This window comes from Pseudomonas sp. UC 17F4, assembly GCF_900101695.1.
Classification (GTDB): domain Bacteria; phylum Pseudomonadota; class Gammaproteobacteria; order Pseudomonadales; family Pseudomonadaceae; genus Aquipseudomonas.
Genome location: NZ_FNKV01000001.1, coordinates 1,148,537 through 1,164,937 on the forward strand (window position 1 = coordinate 1,148,537; position 16,401 = coordinate 1,164,937).

Consider the following 16,401-nt stretch of genomic DNA (forward strand, 5'->3'; position numbering starts at 1 on the left):
GCCTCGGTGGCGCAAGTCACGCAAGTGGTGGACAACACCGCCGAGCGTTCCGGCCGCCAACAGGAAATGACCGAGATGGTCGCCACCGCCGTGCATGAGATGGGCCTGACCGTGCAGGACATTGCCCAGAATGCCGGCAATGCCGCGCACGCCTCGCAAACCGCGCGCAGCGAAGCGCTACAGGCCCGCGACGTAGTGCGCCGCTCGATTGCCCATATCGAGGGCATGTCCGAGGAGATTGGCCAGGCGGCCAGTGCAGTGGGGGAGCTGGCTACGGAGGTGGCGTCGATCGACGAAGTGCTGGCGGTGATCCGCAGCATCTCCGAGCAGACCAACCTGCTGGCGCTCAACGCTGCCATCGAAGCGGCGCGGGCCGGCGAAATGGGCCGCGGCTTTGCCGTGGTCGCCGATGAAGTACGAACCCTGGCGCGGCGCACCCAGGTGTCCACCGATGAAGTGCAGCAAATGATCCTGCGCCTCAAGCAGGGTGCCGGCAGTGCGGTGGCGTCGATGCAGGCCGGGCAGGCGGCAACCGGTACGGGCGTGGAGTCGAGCCAGCAGACCGGTGCTTCGCTGGGGACCATCACCGAGCAGGTCGAGCACATCAGTGACATGAACCATCAGGTGGCGACAGCGACTGAAGAGCAGTCGGCGGTGACCGAGGAGATCAACCGCACGGTGCAGGGGATTTCCGACCTGGCGCGGGAAACGGCGGTGGATGTGCAGGGGTGCCGGGAGGAGTGCCAGGCGCTGCGCGGGCTGGCCGATGACCTGGCGCGGCAGATGGGTGGGTTTCGCCTTTGAAATTATCGCGGGGCAAGCCCGCTCCCACCGGATTTCATTGATCTTCGGTGGGAGCGGGCTTGCCCCGCGATAAGGCCCTCAAGCCCCCATCACCGCCCGGATATCCGCCGCCAGCTCACGCACCCGCGCCTCTTCGGTATCCCACGAGCACATGAAGCGTGCGCCGCCGCTGCCGATGAAGGTGTAAAAGCGCCAGCCCTTGTTGCGCAAGGCTTCCAGCGCCGGTTCCGACATCTGCAGGAACACCCCGTTGGCCTCCACCGGGAACATCAGCTCAACCCCCGGCACATCGCGAACCAGTTCGCTGAGCAACTGCGCGCAGTGGTTGGCATGCACAGCGTGGCGCTGCCAGGCGCCGTCTTCCAGCAAACCGACCCAGGGTGCCGACAAAAAGCGCATCTTCGACGCCAGTTGCCCGGCCTGCTTGCAGCGGTAGTCGAAGTCTTCGGCCAGCTCGCGGTTGAAGAACAGGATCGCTTCACCCACCGCCATGCCGTTCTTGGTGCCGCCAAAGCACAGCACATCGACACCGGCCTTCCAGGTTAGCTCCGCCGGGCTGCAGCCAAGGAACGCGCAGGCGTTGCTGAAGCGGGCGCCGTCCATGTGCAGGTTCAGGCCCAGCTCCTTGCAGGTGGCGCTGATGGCCTTGAGCTCGTCCGGGCGGTAGACGCTGCCGACCTCGGTGGCCTGGGTGATGGTCACCACCCGTGGCTTGGGGTAGTGGATGTCCTGGCGCTTGAGCGCCACTTCGCGGATCGACTCGGGGGTCAGCTTGCCGGCTTCGCTGCGCGCGGTGAGCAGCTTGGAGCCGTTGGAGAAGAACTCCGGGGCGCCGCATTCGTCGGTCTCGACGTGGGCGGTCTCCGAGCAGATCACGCTGTGATAGCTCTGGCACAGCGACGACAGCGCCAGCGAGTTGGCGGCGGTGCCGTTGAAGGCGAAGAACACTTCGCAGTCGGTTTCGAACAATTTGCGGAAGTATTCCGAGGCACGTGCCGTCCATTGGTCGTCGCCGTAGGCGCGCTCGTGGCCCTGGTTGGCCTTTTCCATGGCGGCCCAGGCTTCGGGGCAGATACCTGAGTAGTTGTCGCTGGCGAATTGCTGGCTTTTATCTGGCATGACACTGTCCTGTGAACGACGCAGACGAGCACTCTAAACCAAGAATTGCGGCGTCGCCTATACAAAGCATTGCCCCCGTGGAAGCGGGCTTGCCCCGCGATGAGGCTACATGTCGTAAACGCACCTTTGCGTGGCGTCCGTAGGCATCTGGGCTGTCTGCGTCGGTCATACCATCGCTGCAAAAGGGCAATTGCCCGACAAGAACCGATGCCGCTGCCGGGAGAGACTGCGATGTTCAGCAAGCAAGACCAGATCCAGGGTTATGACGATGCACTGCTGGCGGCGATCAATGCCGAAGAGCAACGCCAGGAAGATCACATCGAGCTGATCGCCTCGGAAAACTACACCAGCAAGCGTGTCATGCAGGCCCAGGGCAGCGGCCTGACCAACAAATACGCCGAAGGCTACCCGGGCAAGCGCTATTACGGCGGTTGCGAGCATGTGGATAAAGTCGAGCAACTGGCCATTGACCGCGCCAAGCAGCTGTTCGGCGCCGATTACGCCAACGTCCAGCCGCATTCCGGTTCCTCGGCCAACAGCGCCGTATACCTGGCCCTGCTGCAGGCCGGCGATACCATCCTGGGCATGAGCCTGGCCCACGGCGGTCACCTGACCCACGGCGCCAAGGTGTCGTCCTCGGGCAAGCTGTACAACGCCGTGCAGTACGGCATCGACACCAACACCGGGCTGATCGACTACGACGAAGTCGAGCGCCTGGCGCTGGAGAACAAGCCGAAGATGATCGTCGCCGGGTTCTCGGCCTACTCAAAAACCCTCGATTTCCCACGCTTTCGTCAGATCGCCGACAAGGTCGGTGCTTATCTGTTTGTCGACATGGCCCACGTTGCCGGCCTGGTCGCCGCTGGCCTGTACCCGAACCCGCTGCCTTACGCTGACGTGGTCACCACCACCACCCACAAGACCCTGCGCGGCCCGCGTGGCGGCCTGATTTTGGCGCGCAGCAACGAAGAGATCGAGAAGAAGCTCAACGCCGCGGTGTTCCCCGGTGCCCAGGGCGGCCCGCTGATGCACGTGATCGCCGCCAAGGCGGTGTGCTTCAAGGAGGCGCTGGAGCCTGGCTTCAAGACCTATCAACAGCAGGTGATCGACAACGCCCAGGCCATGGCCGAAGTGTTCATCAAACGCGGTTATGACGTGGTTTCCGGCGGCACCGACAACCACCTGTTCCTGGTCAGCCTGATCCGCCAGGGCCTGACCGGCAAAGAGGCCGACGCCGCCCTCGGCCGTGCGCACATCACCGTCAACAAGAACGCCGTGCCCAACGACCCACAGTCGCCGTTCGTCACCTCCGGCCTGCGCATCGGCACTCCGGCGGTCACCAGCCGCGGCTTCAAGGTCAGCCAGTGCGTGGAGCTGGCCGGCTGGATCTGCGACATCCTCGATAACCTCGGCGATGTCGACGTCGAGGCCGATGTTGCGAAGAACGTGTCGGCACTCTGTGCAGATTTTCCGGTTTATCGCTGAGTGGTCCAGGAGTAAAGACTATGCAACGTTACTCAGGCTTCGGCCTCTTCAAGCACTCGCTCAGCCACCACGAAAACTGGCAGCGCATGTGGCGCACGCCCACCCCGAAAAAAGTCTACGACGTGGTCATCGTCGGTGGTGGCGGGCATGGCCTGGCCACCGCCTACTACCTGGCCAAGGAACACGGCATCACCAACGTGGCAGTGGTCGAGAAAGGCTGGCTGGGTGGCGGCAACACCGCGCGCAACACCACCATCGTTCGCTCCAACTACTTGTGGGACGAATCGGCGCACCTGTATGAACACGCGATGAAGCTCTGGGAAGGGCTGTCACAAGACATCAACTACAACGTGATGTTCTCCCAGCGCGGCGTCTACAACCTCTGTCATACCTTGCAGGACATGCGTGATTCCGAGCGTCGGGTCAGTGCCAACCGCCTCAATGGCGTCGACGGCGAGCTGCTCAATGCTCAACAAGTAGCTGAAGAAATCCCTTACCTGGACTGCTCGAAGAACACCCGCTACCCGATCATCGGCGCCACCGTGCAGCGCCGCGGTGGTGTTGCCCGCCACGACGCCGTGGCCTGGGGCTTTGCCCGCGCCGCCGACGCCCTGGGCGTCGACCTGATTCAGCAAACCGAAGTGATCGGTTTTCGCAAGGAAAACGGCGTGGTCATCGGCGTCGAGACCAACAAAGGCTTTATCGGCGCCAAGCGCGTCGGCGTGGTCACCGCCGGTAACTCCGGGCACATGGCCAAGCTCGCAGGTTTCCGCCTGCCGATCGAATCGCACCCGCTGCAAGCACTGGTGTCCGAGCCGCTCAAGCCGATCATCGACAGCGTGATCATGTCCAACGCCGTGCACGGCTACATCAGCCAGTCGGACAAGGGCGACCTGGTCATCGGCGCCGGCATCGACGGCTGGGTCGGTTACGGCCAGCGCGGTTCGTACCCGGTGATCGAGCACACCCTGCAGGCCATCGTCGAAATGTTCCCGATCCTCTCGCGGGTGCGCATGAACCGCCAGTGGGGCGGCATCGTCGATACCACCCCGGACGCCTGCCCGATCATCTCCAAGACCCCGGTGAAGAACATGTTCTTCAACTGCGGCTGGGGCACCGGCGGCTTCAAGGCCACCCCAGGCTCGGGCAACGTCTTTGCCGCAAGCCTGGCCAAGGGCGAAATGCACCCGCTGGCCAAACCCTTTTCCATCGACCGTTTCCACAACGGTGCACTGATCGACGAACACGGCGCCGCCGCTGTCGCCCACTAACAGGAGAAATCCCCATGTTGCATATCTTCTGTCCCCACTGCGGCGAGCTGCGCTCCGAAGAGGAGTTCCACGCCGCAGGCCAGGCGCACATTCCCCGGCCGCTGGACCCCAACGCCTGCTCCGACGAGGAGTGGGGCGACTACATGTTCTTTCGCGATAACCCCCGTGGCCTGCACCACGAGCTGTGGATTCACGCCGCTGGTTGCCGCCAGTATTTCAACGCCACGCGTGACACGCTGACCTACGAAATTCTCGAAACCTATCCGATCGGCGCCAAGCCGCAGGTCACCGGCAAGAACACCAGCCCGCAGTTGGCAGTCAGTGGTCAGGGAGAAAAGGTATGAGCCAGGTCTATCGCCTGTCCAACGGCGGTCGTATCGATCGCAGCAAAGTCTTGAACTTCACCTTCAACGGCCAGACCTACCAGGGCTTTGCCGGTGACACCCTGGCCGCCGCGCTGCTGGCCAACGGCGTCGACATCGTCGGGCGCAGCTTCAAGTACTCGCGCCCCCGCGGGATCATCGCCGCAGGTAGCGAGGAGCCCAACGCCATCCTGCAGATCGGCGCCACCGAAGCCACCCAGGTGCCCAACGTGCGCGCCACCCAGCAGGCGCTGTACGCCGGCCTTGTGGCCACCAGCACCAACGGCTGGCCGAATGTGAACAACGACGTCATGGGCATCCTCGGCAAGGTCGGCGGCAAGCTGATGCCGCCGGGTTTCTACTACAAGACGTTCATGTACCCGCAGTCGTTCTGGATGACCTACGAGAAGTACATCCGCAAAGCCGCCGGCCTTGGCCGTGCGCCGCTGCAGAACGACCCGGACAGCTACGACTACATGAACCACCACTGCGACGTGCTGGTGGTCGGCGCCGGCCCCGCCGGCCTGGCCGCAGCCCTGGCGGCTGGCCGCAGCGGCGCGCGGGTGATCCTCGCCGATGAACAGGAAGAGTTCGGCGGCAGCCTGCTCGACAGCCGTGAAACTCTCGACGGCAAGCCGGCCGCCGACTGGGTTGCGGCAGTGGTGGCCGAGCTCAAGGCACTGCCGGAAGTCACCCTGTTGCCACGGGCCACGGTCAACGGCTACCACGATCACAACTTCCTCACCATTCACGAGCGCCTGACCGACCATCTGGGCGATCGCGCGCCGATCGGCCAGGTGCGCCAGCGCATGCACCGGGTACGCGCCAAGCGTGTGGTGCTGGCGACTGGCGCCCACGAGCGGCCTTTGGTGTACGGCAACAACGATGTGCCGGGCAACATGCTCGCCGGTGCGGTCTCGACCTACGTGCGCCGCTATGGCGTGGCGCCGGGGCGCAAGTTGGTGCTGTCGACCAACAATGACCACGCCTATCGCGTAGCCCTGGACTGGCACGACGCCGGCCTGAACGTGGTCGCCGTCGCCGATGCCCGCCACAACCCGCGCGGTTCGTTGGTGGAAGAGGCGCGGGCCAAGGGCATTCGCATCCTCACCTCCAGTGCGGTGATCGAGACGCGCGGCAGCAAGCACGTGACTGCAGCCCGGGTTGCCGCCATCGACGTCAAGGCGCATAAGGTCAGCAGCCCCGGCGAGTGGCTGGATTGCGACCTGGTAGCCACCTCCGGCGGCTACAGCCCGGTGGTGCACCTGGCTTCGCACCTGGGCGGCAAACCGGTCTGGCGTGAAGACATTCTCGGTTTCGTACCCGGTGAAGCACCGCAAAAACGCGTGTGCGTGGGTGGCATCAACGGTGTGTTCGCCCTTGCCGACACCCTCGCCGATGGTTTTGAAGGCGGCGTGCGCGCCGCCACCGAAGCCGGTTTCAAGGCGGTGCTGGGGGTGATTCCGAAAGTCCTGGCACGCCAGGAGGAACCAACCGTGGCGCTGTTCCAGGTGCCCCACGACAAGAACACTGCACGGGCGCCGAAGCAGTTCGTCGACCAGCAGAACGACGTCACCGCCGCCGCCATCGAACTGGCTACCCGCGAAGGCTTCGAGTCGGTCGAGCACGTCAAGCGCTACACCGCGCTGGGCTTTGGTACCGATCAGGGCAAGCTGGGCAACATCAACGGCCTGGCGATTGCCGCCCGTTCGATGGGCATCACCATCCCGGAAATGGGCACCACCATGTTCCGCCCCAACTACACGCCGATCACCTTCGGCGCGGTGGCGGGCCGGCACTGCGGGCACCTGTTCGAGCCGGTACGCTTTACTGCCCTGCATGCCTGGCATGTGAAGAACGGCGCCGAATTCGAAGACGTCGGCCAGTGGAAGCGCCCCTGGTACTTCCCGCGCAACGGCGAGGACATTCATGCCGCCGTGGCTCGCGAGTGCAAGGCGGTGCGTGACAGCGTCGGCCTGCTCGACGCCTCGACCCTGGGCAAGATCGACATCCAGGGCCCGGACGCGCGCGAATTCCTCAACCGCATCTACACCAACGCCTGGACCAAGCTCGATGTTGGCAAGGCCCGCTACGGCCTCATGTGCAAAGAAGATGGCATGGTCTTCGACGACGGCGTCACCGCCTGTGTCGGCGACAACCACTTCATCATGACCACCACCACAGGTGGCGCGGCGCGGGTGCTGCAGTGGCTGGAGATCTACCAGCAGACCGAATGGCCGGACCTGAAAGTGTACTTCACCTCGGTCACCGACCACTGGGCGACCCTGACCCTGTCGGGCCCCAACAGCCGCAAGCTGCTCAGCGAAGTCAGCGATATCGACCTGGACAAGGACGCCTTCCCGTTCATGACCTGGAAGGAGGGCCTGGTCGGCGGTGTGCCGGCGCGGGTGTTCCGTATCTCGTTCACCGGCGAGCTGTCGTATGAAGTCAACGTCCAGGCCAACTACGCCATGGGCGTGCTGGAGAAGATCGTCGCTGCCGGCAAGCAATACAACCTGACCCCGTACGGTACCGAAACCATGCACGTACTGCGCGCCGAGAAGGGCTTCATCATCGTCGGCCAGGACACCGACGGCTCGATGACCCCGGACGACCTCAACATGGGCTGGTGTGTTGGCCGCACCAAGCCGTTTTCGTGGATCGGCTGGCGCGGGATGAACCGTGAAGACTGCGTGCGCGAGAACCGCAAGCAGCTGGTCGGGCTCAAGCCGCTCGACCCCAACAAGTGGCTGCCGGAAGGCGCGCAACTGGTGTTCGACCCGAAACAAGCGATCCCGATGGACATGGTCGGTCACGTCACCTCCAGCTACGCCAGCAACTCCCTGGGCTATTCGTTTGCCATGGGTGTGGTCAAGGGCGGGCTCAAACGCATCGGCGAACGGGTCTACTCGCCCCAGGCCGATGGCAGCGTGATCGAGGCCGAGATCTGTTCTTCGGTGTTCTTCGATCCGAAGGGTGAACGGCAGAACATCTAACGCCGGCGTGATGTAGCTCCCACAGGGATCGCGTTACCAGGTCCACAGAATTCAAGGCAGGTGTGTAATGAGCACGATCAACGTCTACCAGCAACGCCCCGGCAACGACGCCAAGGCTGAAACGCCGCTGCACCACGCCGACCTGCCGAGCCTGATCGGCAAGGGTCGCAAAAACGCCGGGGTAACCCTGCGCGAGAAAAAACTCCTCGGCCACCTGACCCTGCGAGGCGATGGCAAGGACCCGGCCTTTGCCGGCGGTGTGTTCAAGGCCCTGGGCCTGGAGCTGCCGGTGGCCCTGACCGTGGTCGCCAACGGCGAGATGTCGCTGCAGTGGCTGGGCCCGGATGAATGGCTGCTGATCGTCCCCGGCGGTGAGGAATTTGCCGTCGAGCAAAAGCTGCGCGACGCCCTCGATGGCCTGCACGTTCAGATCGTCAACGTCAGTGGCGGGCAAACCGTGCTGGAACTGAGCGGCCCCAACGTGCGCGACGTGCTGATGAAATCCACCAGCTACGATGTACATCCAAACAACTTTCCGGTGGGCAAGGCCGTCGGCACGGTGTTCGCCAAGTCGCAACTGGTGATCCGCCGCACCGGTGAAGAAACCTGGGAGCTGCTGATCCGCCGCAGTTTCTCCGACTACTGGTGGCTGTGGCTGCAGGACGCTTCCGCCGAATACGGCCTGAGCATTCAGGCTTAAGGAGCAATGCCATGAGTCGTGCACCGGACACCTGGATTCTCACCGCCGACTGCCCGAGCCTGCTCGGCACGGTGGATGCGGTGACGCGTTACCTGTTCGAGCAGCACTGCTACGTTACCGAGCACCACTCGTTCGATGACCGGCTGTCCGGGCGCTTTTTCATTCGCGTGGAATTCCGCCAGCCGGATGATTTCGACGAGGCCAGCTTTCGCGCAGGCCTGGCCGAGCGCGGCGCGGCGTTTGGCATGCTGTTCGAGCTGACCGCGCCCAAGCACCGACCGAAAGTGGTGATCATGGTCTCCAAGGCCGATCACTGTCTCAACGATCTGCTCTATCGCCAGCGCATCGGCCAGTTGAGCATGGACGTGGTGGCAGTGGTTTCCAACCATCCGGACCTAGAGCCCCTGGCCCACTGGCACCGCATTCCCTATTACCACTTCGCCCTCGACCCCCATGACAAACCGGCGCAGGAGCGCAAGGTGCTGCAGGTGATCGAAGAGTCCGGCGCCGAGCTGGTAATCCTTGCCCGCTACATGCAGGTGCTGTCGCCCGAGTTGTGCCGCAAGCTCGACGGCTGGGCGATCAACATCCATCACTCGCTGCTGCCCGGCTTCAAGGGCGCCAAGCCCTACCACCAGGCCTACAACAAGGGCGTGAAACTGGTCGGTGCCACCGCGCACTACATCAACAACGACCTCGACGAAGGGCCGATCATCGCCCAGGGCGTCGAGGCGGTCGACCACAGCCATTACCCCGAAGACCTGATCGCCAAGGGCCGTGATATCGAGTGCCTGACCCTGGCGCGGGCGGTGGGCTATCACATCGAGCGGCGGGTGTTCCTCAACGCCAACAGAACGGTAGTGCTCTGACGGCCGCCATCGCGGGGCAAGCCCGCTCCCACACCGGTAGGAGCGGGCTTGCCCCGCGATGAGGCCTTCAAGGCAAAAACAGATTCCAGTAACACAGCGCCGCCTACGGGCAGCGCACTTTGCACCGCTACATAACAACAAACTTTAGCGAGGTGAAAGCATGTCTGGTAATCGTGGTGTGGTGTATCTCGGCGCTGGCAAGGTCGAGGTGCAGAAGATTGACTACCCGAAAATGCAGGACCCGCGCGGTCGCAAGATCGAGCACGGGGTGATCCTGCGGGTGGTCTCCACCAATATCTGTGGCTCCGATCAGCACATGGTCCGTGGCCGTACCACGGCCCAGGTCGGCCTGGTGCTGGGCCATGAAATCACCGGCGAAGTCATCGAGAAGGGCAGGGACGTCGAAAACCTGCAGATCGGTGACCTGGTTTCGGTACCCTTCAACGTCGCCTGCGGCCGCTGCCGCTCGTGCAAAGAGCAGCACACCGGCGTCTGCCTCACCGTCAACCCGGCCCGCGCCGGCGGTGCCTATGGCTATGTCGACATGGGCGACTGGACCGGTGGCCAGGCCGAATACGTGCTGGTGCCTTACGCCGACTTCAACCTGCTGAAACTGCCGAACCGCGACAAGGCCATGGAGAAGATCCGCGACCTGACCTGCCTGTCGGACATCCTCCCTACCGGCTATCACGGCGCGGTGACGGCTGGGGTTGGCCCGGGCAGCTCGGTGTACATCGCCGGTGCCGGCCCGGTGGGCCTGGCTGCAGCGGCGTCGGCGCGCCTGCTGGGCGCTGCGGTGGTGATCGTCGGCGACGTCAACCCGGTGCGCCTGGCCCACGCCAAGGCCCAGGGTTTCGAAATTGCCGACCTGTCCCAGGACACCCCGCTGCACGAGCAGATCGCCAACCTGCTGGGCGAGCCGGAAGTCGACTGCGCGGTCGATGCCGTGGGCTTCGAAGCCCGTGGCCACGGCCATGCCGGTGCCAAGCACGAAGCGCCGGCCACCGTGCTCAACTCGCTGATGGGCGTGGTGCGGGTTGCCGGCAAGATCGGTATCCCTGGCCTGTACGTCACCGAAGACCCGGGCGCGGTGGATGCCGCGGCGAAGATCGGCAGCCTGAGCATCCGTTTTGGTCTTGGCTGGGCCAAGTCGCACAGCTTCCACACCGGGCAGACCCCGGTGATGAAATACAACCGCCAACTGATGCAGGCGATCATGTGGGACCGCATCAACATTGCCGAAGTGGTGGGTGTGCAGGTGATCAGCCTCGACCAGGCACCTGAAGGCTATGGCGAGTTCGATGCCGGCGTGCCGAAGAAATTCGTCATCGACCCGCACAAGCTGTTCAGCGCTGCCTAAACACATCGCGGGGCAAACCCGCTCCCACTGTGCCTGTGGGAGCGGGCTTGCCCCGCGATAGAGGTCTGTCAGTCACATCGCATCGCGGGGCAAGCCCGCTCCCACCGGTTACAAGGGAACAATCCCCCGCCCACAAGGTCGAAACCTCGTTTTCCCTGCCTTAACGGCTGACGAGGTATTTCGATGAAACGTTTCGCACTGGTCACCCTGGTGGCCCTGGCTGCCACTCCGGTATTCGCAGGCTTCAGCCTCAATGACGCGGCCAATGTCTACAACGCCGCCAAGGGCAACAGCGGCGATGCCGCGGTACAGGCCCCCGCTGCTTCGGCGAACCTGCTCAATACCCTCGGCAGCGAACTGAAAGTCACCCCCGAACAAGCCATCGGCGGCACCGGCGCATTGCTGGGCCTGGCCAAGAACCAGCTCAACAGCGGCGATTACGAGCAACTGAGCAAAGCCGTGCCCGGCCTTGACCTGCTTTCCGGCGAGAAGGCCCTGGGCGGTTTGAACGGTCTGGGCACGCTGCTGGGCAAGAGCGACAAGTCCTCGGCCCTGAGCAATGCCCTGGGTAATGTCAAAGACACCAATGACCTCAACAACGCCTTCAGCGCGCTGGGCATGGACACCGGCATGATCGGCCAGTTCGCGCCGTTGATCCTGCAGTACTTGGGCCAGCAAGGCGTCGGCGGCTCGCTGTTGCAGAGCCTGGGCAGCCTGTGGGGCACAGGGGCGGGCGTGCCTTCCGTGTAAGCCAGCTATTTGCGCGGGCGGGGCGGTGTGCTATATGTCCCGCCCCGTTTTACAAGGAAGTGTGATTCGCCATGTTCATGGACGCCCTGAAGATGTCTTTGCCTGCCGACGCCGTGCTCGGCTTTGTGGTCTACATGCTCGGCGCCGCCGTGCTGTTCGGCCTCTACGCATTCATCTACACCCGCCTGACCCCCTACAACGAATTGCGCTTGATCCGCGAAGGCAACAATGCCGCCGCCATTGCCCTGGCCGGTGCCTTGATCGGTTTTGCGATTCCGGTGGCCAGTGCCATTTCCCATTCGATTTCGCTGCTCGACTTCCTGCTCTGGGCGCTGATTGCCGCAGTGGTGCAGTTGCTGGCGTTCGTGGTGGTCAACCGCTGCGTCAAAGGCATGGCTGAACGGGTTGCCCGCCAGGAAACCGCCTCGGCCATTTTGCTGGCCGCCGTGTCCATTGGTATTGGCCTGCTCAACGCCGCCTGCATGACCCCCGCCGCCTGATCAGGGACGATCGACAATGAAACGCAGCAAAACCATTCGCCTGGTCGCCCTCGGCAGCCTGCCGCTGGTGCTGTCCGCCTGTGGCGACCGGCCGACCAAAATCATCAGCGAAACCAAGCGCTACCAGGACGTCGACTATTGCGTCATGGACGGCAAGCCGCGCCAGGTGTGCCAGCAAGCCTGGGTCGCCGCGCAGAACCACCATGCCGCCAACGTCCCGCGCTTTTTGACCGCCGAGGCCTGTGAGGCAGTCTATTTCAAGTGCGATTTTCGCCGTTACGCCAACAACTACGTGCCGCCGATGGAAGGCTTTGCCCTGACCACCGAACGCCAGGTGTACGCCGACGATGAGGACAACAGCAGCAGTTCGTCGACCAACAGCTCATCGTCGAGCGGCGGCTCCGGCGGCGGTCGTCGCTATTACGAGTACACCGACACCGATGCGCGCTATTCGACCGAGGCGATCTATCACGAGCGCGACGGGCGCAATGCGTTCAAGGTCAGCACCCTGACCGAGCAAGTGGCAAATCACAATTACTACGCCGGCCTGGACACCTCGCACCCGGCCTCGCAGCCGTTCAGCGAAGCCGCGCAGCATGCGGCGGCGAGTGGCGGCGGTAGCGCCGTTGCCGGCAGCGACCCGGCGCACGTGGGCAGCGCCCATCCGGCGATTATCCCCATGGCCCAGACTAACAAGCTGATCAGCTCGGCCCGGCCGTTCGCGGTGGGTACCCACAACGGTTTTGTCTCGCGTGCTTCGGGGCGTGGCGGCTTCGCTTCCTGAACGAGGTCAGCCGATGAAACGCAGCAAATCCCTGCGCCTGCTGGCCTTGGGTAGCCTGCCGCTGGTACTCAGTGCCTGCGACAACCAGGTGGCGGCAATCAAGCCGTATAGCGAGGTGCGTCACCATCAAGGGGTGCAGCAGTGCATTGGCAGTGGCACCCGCGCTGAAGCGTGCAATGAGGCACGGGATGTCGCGCAGCAGCTGCACTATGCCCACGCGCCGCGCTTTGACGACCTCAACGCCTGCCAGCTGCGCTTTGAGCGCTGCCAGCAGGTCGAGGGCAACGGCTTTTTTCTGCCGGCCATGGACGGTTTCAACCTGACCACCGAGCGCCAGGTCTATGACGACGGGGTGCCGATCGACCAGGCGCACTGGACCAGCCTGCGCTATGTCGATGCCGCACCGCGTTACCTGGCGGAGCCTGTGTACCGGGCGCGCAAGGGCCGCGAGGCGTTTGTCAGCAGTGCATTGAGTGAACAGGGCAGAGCTGACGTGGCGCCTGCCCAATTGCGTGTTTTCGGCGGTAACAGCTATGGCTCGACGCGTTGGTTGACCCTGGATAGCAACGGGTTCAACAGCCGCTCGTCGCTACGCGGCTACAGCACCTGAGGATTGCAGATGAAGCGAATTTCCATCGCCCCGCGCCCGGACTGGCGTGCCACCGCCGAGCAGTTCGGTTTCAATTTCCACACCTTCGGCGACGAGCCCTACTGGGACGAGTCGGCCTATTACCAGTTCAGCCTGCGGCAGATCGAAGACGATCTTGAAGAGCCCACCCGCGAACTGCATGAGCTGTGCATGGCGCTGGTGGCCGAGGTGGTCGACAGTGAAGAGCTGCTCGAGCGCCTGGCGATCCCGGCACCGTACTTCGATTTGATCCGCCGCTCGTGGCGCGACGGCCACCCGCATTTCTACGGGCGCATGGACCTGTGTTACGACGGCAAGGGCCCGGCCAAGCTGCTGGAGGCCAACTACGACACGCCGACGTCACTCTACGAAGCCAGTTTCTTCCAGTACCTGTGGCTGGAGCAGCAGATGCAGCGCGGCATGCTGCCGGCCGACGCCGACCAGTTCAACAGCCTGGAAGACAAACTCACCCAGGTGATGGGTGCCAATACCTTTGCCACGCCGTTCTACTTTTCTTCGGTGAAAGACTCGATCGAAGACCGCGGCACCGTCGAATACCTGCGCGATATCGCCCTCGGCGCCGGGCTCGATGCGCGCCTGGTAGACATGGAAGACATCGGCCTGAGCCGCGGCGGGCGATTTGTCGATGATGTTGGCGCACCGATCCCGAGCCTGTTCAAACTCTACCCCTGGGAAGACATCTTCCATGACCCCTACGGCCCGGCGATCGCCACCAGCGGTACCTTGTTCGTCGAGCCGCCGTGGAAGGCGATCCTTTCCAACAAGGGCATGCTGGCGCTGCTGTGGGAACGCCACCAGGGCCACCCGAACCTGCTGCCGGCGTTCATCGAGCAAACCCCGGGCGCGCCCCTCGACAAGGGCTGGGTGCGCAAGCCGTTCTTCTCGCGCGAAGGCGCCAACATCGAGATCCACACCGCCAGCGGCAAGCGGGTGGTCGAAGATGGCCCGTATGGCGGCGGGCCGAGCATCATCCAGCAGTTCCAGGCGCTGCCGCGCTTTGGCGACAGCTACACGGTGATCGGCAGCTGGGTGGTCGGCGACCTGCCGGCGGGCATCGGCATTCGCGAAGACAACTCGCTGATCACCAAGGACAGCAGCCGCTTTCTGCCCCACGCGATCATCGACTGATCAGCGCAGCTCGGCGCGCAAGGCCTCGATGCGGGCGTCCTTGGCGTGCCAGAGCTGGTTGACCCAGTCCTGCACGGTCTGGCGAAACACCGGGTCGTTCTCGTAGTCGCCGCTCCACAGTGCCGGGTCCAGCTCATGTACCTGGATGTCGATGATCACCTTGGGCAAATTGCCGCTGAGCAGGTCCCAGAACCCTGGGGCCTTGTCGCCGGGGTAGACGATGGTGACATCCAGCAGGGCGTCGAGCTGTTCGCCCAGCGCCGCCAGCACGAAGGCCACGCCGCCGGCCTTGGGCTTGAGCAGATGCTTGAAGGGTGACTGTTGGGCGGCGCGCTTGGCCTCGGTGAACCGCGTGCCTTCGAGGTAGTTGACCACGGTCACCGGCTGGCGCTTGAACAGCTCGCAGGCGGCCTTGGTGATTTCCAGGTCCTGGCCCTTGAGCTCGGGGTGCTTGTCGAGGAAGGCCTTGCTGTAGCGCTTCATGAACGGGTAGTCCAGGGCCCACCAGGCCAGGCCCAGCAAGGGTACCCAGATCAGTTCCTTTTTCAGGAAGAACTTGAAGAACGGAATGCGCCGGTTGAGCACCTGGATCAGCGCCGGGATATCCACCCAGCTCTGGTGGTTGCTGACCGCCAGGTACGAGGTGTCGATACGCAGGTCGGCGGCGCCGCGCACGTCCCAGATGGTCGGGATGCACAGGCGGAAGATCAGTTTGTCGATTTCGGCCCAGGTTTCGGCGATCCACATCACCGCCCACGAGGCATAGTCGCGGTAACGGCCGGGCAGGACCAGTTTGAGCAGGGCAAAGACCATCAGCGGGCCGATCAGGACCAGGGTGTTGAGCAGCAACAGCAAGGTCACAAGAATGCCCGTCAGCAAGCGGCGCATAAGAAAGCTCTTATATTCAAGTAAGCGGTCGACAATGATAAGCACCCGGTCGGCGTACGCCAAATGCTCCGGTCTGCTCCCTCCGGACAAATGTTTCACATTGTGTTGAATAAGCTATTGGCGCGAACCTATCCTGCCTTCGCAGTCTAAACACTGTCTTATCTCAAGGAAGCGGATCCTGTGAAATCGGTACTTGCACTGCTGTCCCTGTTAGCCCTGCCGGCCCTGGCCGCCGAGCCGACCCTGTATGGCCGCTACGAATACATCAAACTGCCGGAAGTCGGTGGCCAGACCTTCAAGGCCAAGATGGACACCGGCGCGCTGACCGCTTCGCTGTCGGCCAAGGACATCGAAACCTTCACCCGTGACGGCGAAGAGTGGGTGCGCTTTCGGGTCGCCACCAAGGACGCCGACGGCAAGGTCTATGAACACAAGCTGGCGCGCATCAGCAAGATCAAGAACCGCGCCGATGAAGACGAAGACGGCGAGGGCGCCGAGATCAGCAAGCGCCCGGTGGTCGACCTGGAGCTGTGCCTGGGCGACGTGAAACGCACCGTCGAGGTCAACCTGACCGACCGCAGCAGTTTCAACTACCCGTTGCTGATCGGTGCCAAGGCGCTGCGCGAGTTCAAGGCGGCGGTAAACCCGGCGCGGCGCTTTACCGCAGACAAGCCGAGCTGCTGAGCAGCTCACTAGCTGCAAGCTTTAAGCGACAAGCTGCAAGAAAAAGCGGTTC

General features: G+C 63.5%; 16 protein-coding genes. 14 read left to right on the forward strand and 2 right to left on the reverse strand.

Going from position 1 to position 16,401, the window contains the following annotated elements; all coding sequences use genetic code 11:
* The first annotated feature begins 75 nt into the window (after positions 1-75).
* Entirely contained in the window at positions 76-804 is a 729-nt protein-coding gene (locus BLR26_RS27655; protein ID WP_371128666.1) for a methyl-accepting chemotaxis protein, read from the forward strand.
* Positions 805-882: 78 nt separating this feature from the next.
* Here BLR26_RS27655 and BLR26_RS05245 read toward each other — a convergent pair whose 3' ends face one another.
* Positions 883-1,923, reverse strand: a complete 1,041-nt coding sequence (locus tag BLR26_RS05245; RefSeq protein ID WP_093378747.1) for a threonine aldolase family protein — start codon at positions 1,921-1,923, stop codon at positions 883-885.
* Positions 1,924-2,154: 231 nt separating this feature from the next.
* On the opposite strand from BLR26_RS05245, the gene glyA reads away from it, so the two are divergent.
* The 12 genes from glyA to BLR26_RS05305 all read left to right on the forward strand — a co-directional run bounded on the left by glyA (position 2,155) and on the right by BLR26_RS05305 (position 14,777).
* Positions 2,155-3,408 carry a serine hydroxymethyltransferase gene (gene glyA / locus BLR26_RS05250; protein WP_093378755.1) on the forward strand — a complete coding sequence of 418 codons (1,254 nt, stop codon included), beginning with the start codon at positions 2,155-2,157 and terminating at the stop codon, positions 3,406-3,408.
* A 20-nt stretch (positions 3,409-3,428) separates the two neighbouring features.
* On the forward strand, positions 3,429-4,679 hold the full coding sequence (locus tag BLR26_RS05255) for a sarcosine oxidase subunit beta family protein (RefSeq protein ID WP_038998326.1): 1,251 nt from the start codon (positions 3,429-3,431) through the stop codon (positions 4,677-4,679).
* Between the two features lie 14 nt (positions 4,680-4,693).
* Complete coding sequence (locus BLR26_RS05260) at positions 4,694-5,023, forward strand: sarcosine oxidase subunit delta (protein WP_045199126.1); 330 nt, start codon at positions 4,694-4,696, stop codon at positions 5,021-5,023.
* Positions 5,020-8,037, forward strand: a complete 3,018-nt coding sequence (locus tag BLR26_RS05265) for a sarcosine oxidase subunit alpha (RefSeq protein WP_093378759.1) — start codon at positions 5,020-5,022, stop codon at positions 8,035-8,037. Before BLR26_RS05260 ends, BLR26_RS05265 begins: the two co-directional genes overlap by 4 nt.
* Before the next feature lie 67 nt (positions 8,038-8,104).
* Positions 8,105-8,737 (forward strand): sarcosine oxidase subunit gamma, encoded by a 633-nt coding sequence (locus BLR26_RS05270; protein WP_093378763.1) that lies wholly within the window; start codon positions 8,105-8,107, stop codon positions 8,735-8,737.
* An 11-nt stretch (positions 8,738-8,748) separates the two neighbouring features.
* Positions 8,749-9,606 carry a formyltetrahydrofolate deformylase gene (gene purU, locus BLR26_RS05275; RefSeq protein WP_093378767.1) on the forward strand — a complete coding sequence of 286 codons (858 nt, stop codon included), beginning with the start codon at positions 8,749-8,751 and terminating at the stop codon, positions 9,604-9,606.
* A 160-nt stretch (positions 9,607-9,766) separates the two neighbouring features.
* Entirely contained in the window at positions 9,767-10,966 is a 1,200-nt protein-coding gene (gene fdhA, locus BLR26_RS05280; protein WP_045199135.1) for a formaldehyde dehydrogenase, glutathione-independent, read from the forward strand.
* Between the two features lie 183 nt (positions 10,967-11,149).
* A complete protein-coding gene (locus BLR26_RS05285; protein ID WP_045199137.1) occupies positions 11,150-11,716 on the forward strand; it encodes a DUF2780 domain-containing protein in 567 nt (188 codons plus the stop codon).
* A 71-nt stretch (positions 11,717-11,787) separates the two neighbouring features.
* Positions 11,788-12,216: a DUF350 domain-containing protein gene (locus BLR26_RS05290; RefSeq protein ID WP_093378770.1), complete on the forward strand. Its 429-nt coding sequence runs from the start codon at positions 11,788-11,790 to the stop codon at positions 12,214-12,216.
* 16 nt (positions 12,217-12,232) lie between these two features.
* The gene (locus BLR26_RS05295; RefSeq protein WP_045199141.1) at positions 12,233-13,000 is read left to right on the forward strand and encodes a DUF1190 domain-containing protein; all 768 of its coding nucleotides are present in this window, start codon (positions 12,233-12,235) and stop codon (positions 12,998-13,000) included.
* Between the two features lie 13 nt (positions 13,001-13,013).
* Positions 13,014-13,610 (forward strand): DUF1190 domain-containing protein, encoded by a 597-nt coding sequence (locus BLR26_RS05300; protein ID WP_093378773.1) that lies wholly within the window; start codon positions 13,014-13,016, stop codon positions 13,608-13,610.
* Positions 13,611-13,619: 9 nt separating this feature from the next.
* Positions 13,620-14,777, forward strand: a complete 1,158-nt coding sequence (locus tag BLR26_RS05305) for a glutathionylspermidine synthase family protein (protein ID WP_093378777.1) — start codon at positions 13,620-13,622, stop codon at positions 14,775-14,777.
* Here the strand turns inward: BLR26_RS05305 and BLR26_RS05310 are convergent, their stop codons facing one another.
* Entirely contained in the window at positions 14,778-15,665 is an 888-nt protein-coding gene (locus BLR26_RS05310) for an acyltransferase (RefSeq protein ID WP_093378780.1), read from the reverse strand.
* 180 nt (positions 15,666-15,845) lie between these two features.
* On the opposite strand from BLR26_RS05310, the gene BLR26_RS05315 reads away from it, so the two are divergent.
* Complete coding sequence (locus tag BLR26_RS05315; protein WP_093378784.1) at positions 15,846-16,349, forward strand: retropepsin-like aspartic peptidase RloA2; 504 nt, start codon at positions 15,846-15,848, stop codon at positions 16,347-16,349.
* Positions 16,350-16,401: the final 52 nt, after the last annotated feature.

Bases quoted from the DNA above. Each gene is read 5' to 3' on its own strand.
- BLR26_RS27655 (WP_371128666.1), top strand. From the start codon at position 76: ATGGTCGCCACCGCCGTGCATGAGATGGGCCTGACCGTGCAGGACATT.
- BLR26_RS05245 (WP_093378747.1), bottom strand. From the start codon at position 1,923: ATGCCAGATAAAAGCCAGCAATTCGCCAGCGACAACTACTCAGGTATC.
- glyA (WP_093378755.1), top strand. From the start codon at position 2,155: ATGTTCAGCAAGCAAGACCAGATCCAGGGTTATGACGATGCACTGCTG.
- BLR26_RS05255 (WP_038998326.1), top strand. From the start codon at position 3,429: ATGCAACGTTACTCAGGCTTCGGCCTCTTCAAGCACTCGCTCAGCCAC.
- BLR26_RS05260 (WP_045199126.1), top strand. From the start codon at position 4,694: ATGTTGCATATCTTCTGTCCCCACTGCGGCGAGCTGCGCTCCGAAGAG.
- BLR26_RS05265 (WP_093378759.1), top strand. From the start codon at position 5,020: ATGAGCCAGGTCTATCGCCTGTCCAACGGCGGTCGTATCGATCGCAGC.
- BLR26_RS05270 (WP_093378763.1), top strand. From the start codon at position 8,105: ATGAGCACGATCAACGTCTACCAGCAACGCCCCGGCAACGACGCCAAG.
- purU (WP_093378767.1), top strand. From the start codon at position 8,749: ATGAGTCGTGCACCGGACACCTGGATTCTCACCGCCGACTGCCCGAGC.
- fdhA (WP_045199135.1), top strand. From the start codon at position 9,767: ATGTCTGGTAATCGTGGTGTGGTGTATCTCGGCGCTGGCAAGGTCGAG.
- BLR26_RS05285 (WP_045199137.1), top strand. From the start codon at position 11,150: ATGAAACGTTTCGCACTGGTCACCCTGGTGGCCCTGGCTGCCACTCCG.
- BLR26_RS05290 (WP_093378770.1), top strand. From the start codon at position 11,788: ATGTTCATGGACGCCCTGAAGATGTCTTTGCCTGCCGACGCCGTGCTC.
- BLR26_RS05295 (WP_045199141.1), top strand. From the start codon at position 12,233: ATGAAACGCAGCAAAACCATTCGCCTGGTCGCCCTCGGCAGCCTGCCG.
- BLR26_RS05300 (WP_093378773.1), top strand. From the start codon at position 13,014: ATGAAACGCAGCAAATCCCTGCGCCTGCTGGCCTTGGGTAGCCTGCCG.
- BLR26_RS05305 (WP_093378777.1), top strand. From the start codon at position 13,620: ATGAAGCGAATTTCCATCGCCCCGCGCCCGGACTGGCGTGCCACCGCC.
- BLR26_RS05310 (WP_093378780.1), bottom strand. From the start codon at position 15,665: ATGCGCCGCTTGCTGACGGGCATTCTTGTGACCTTGCTGTTGCTGCTC.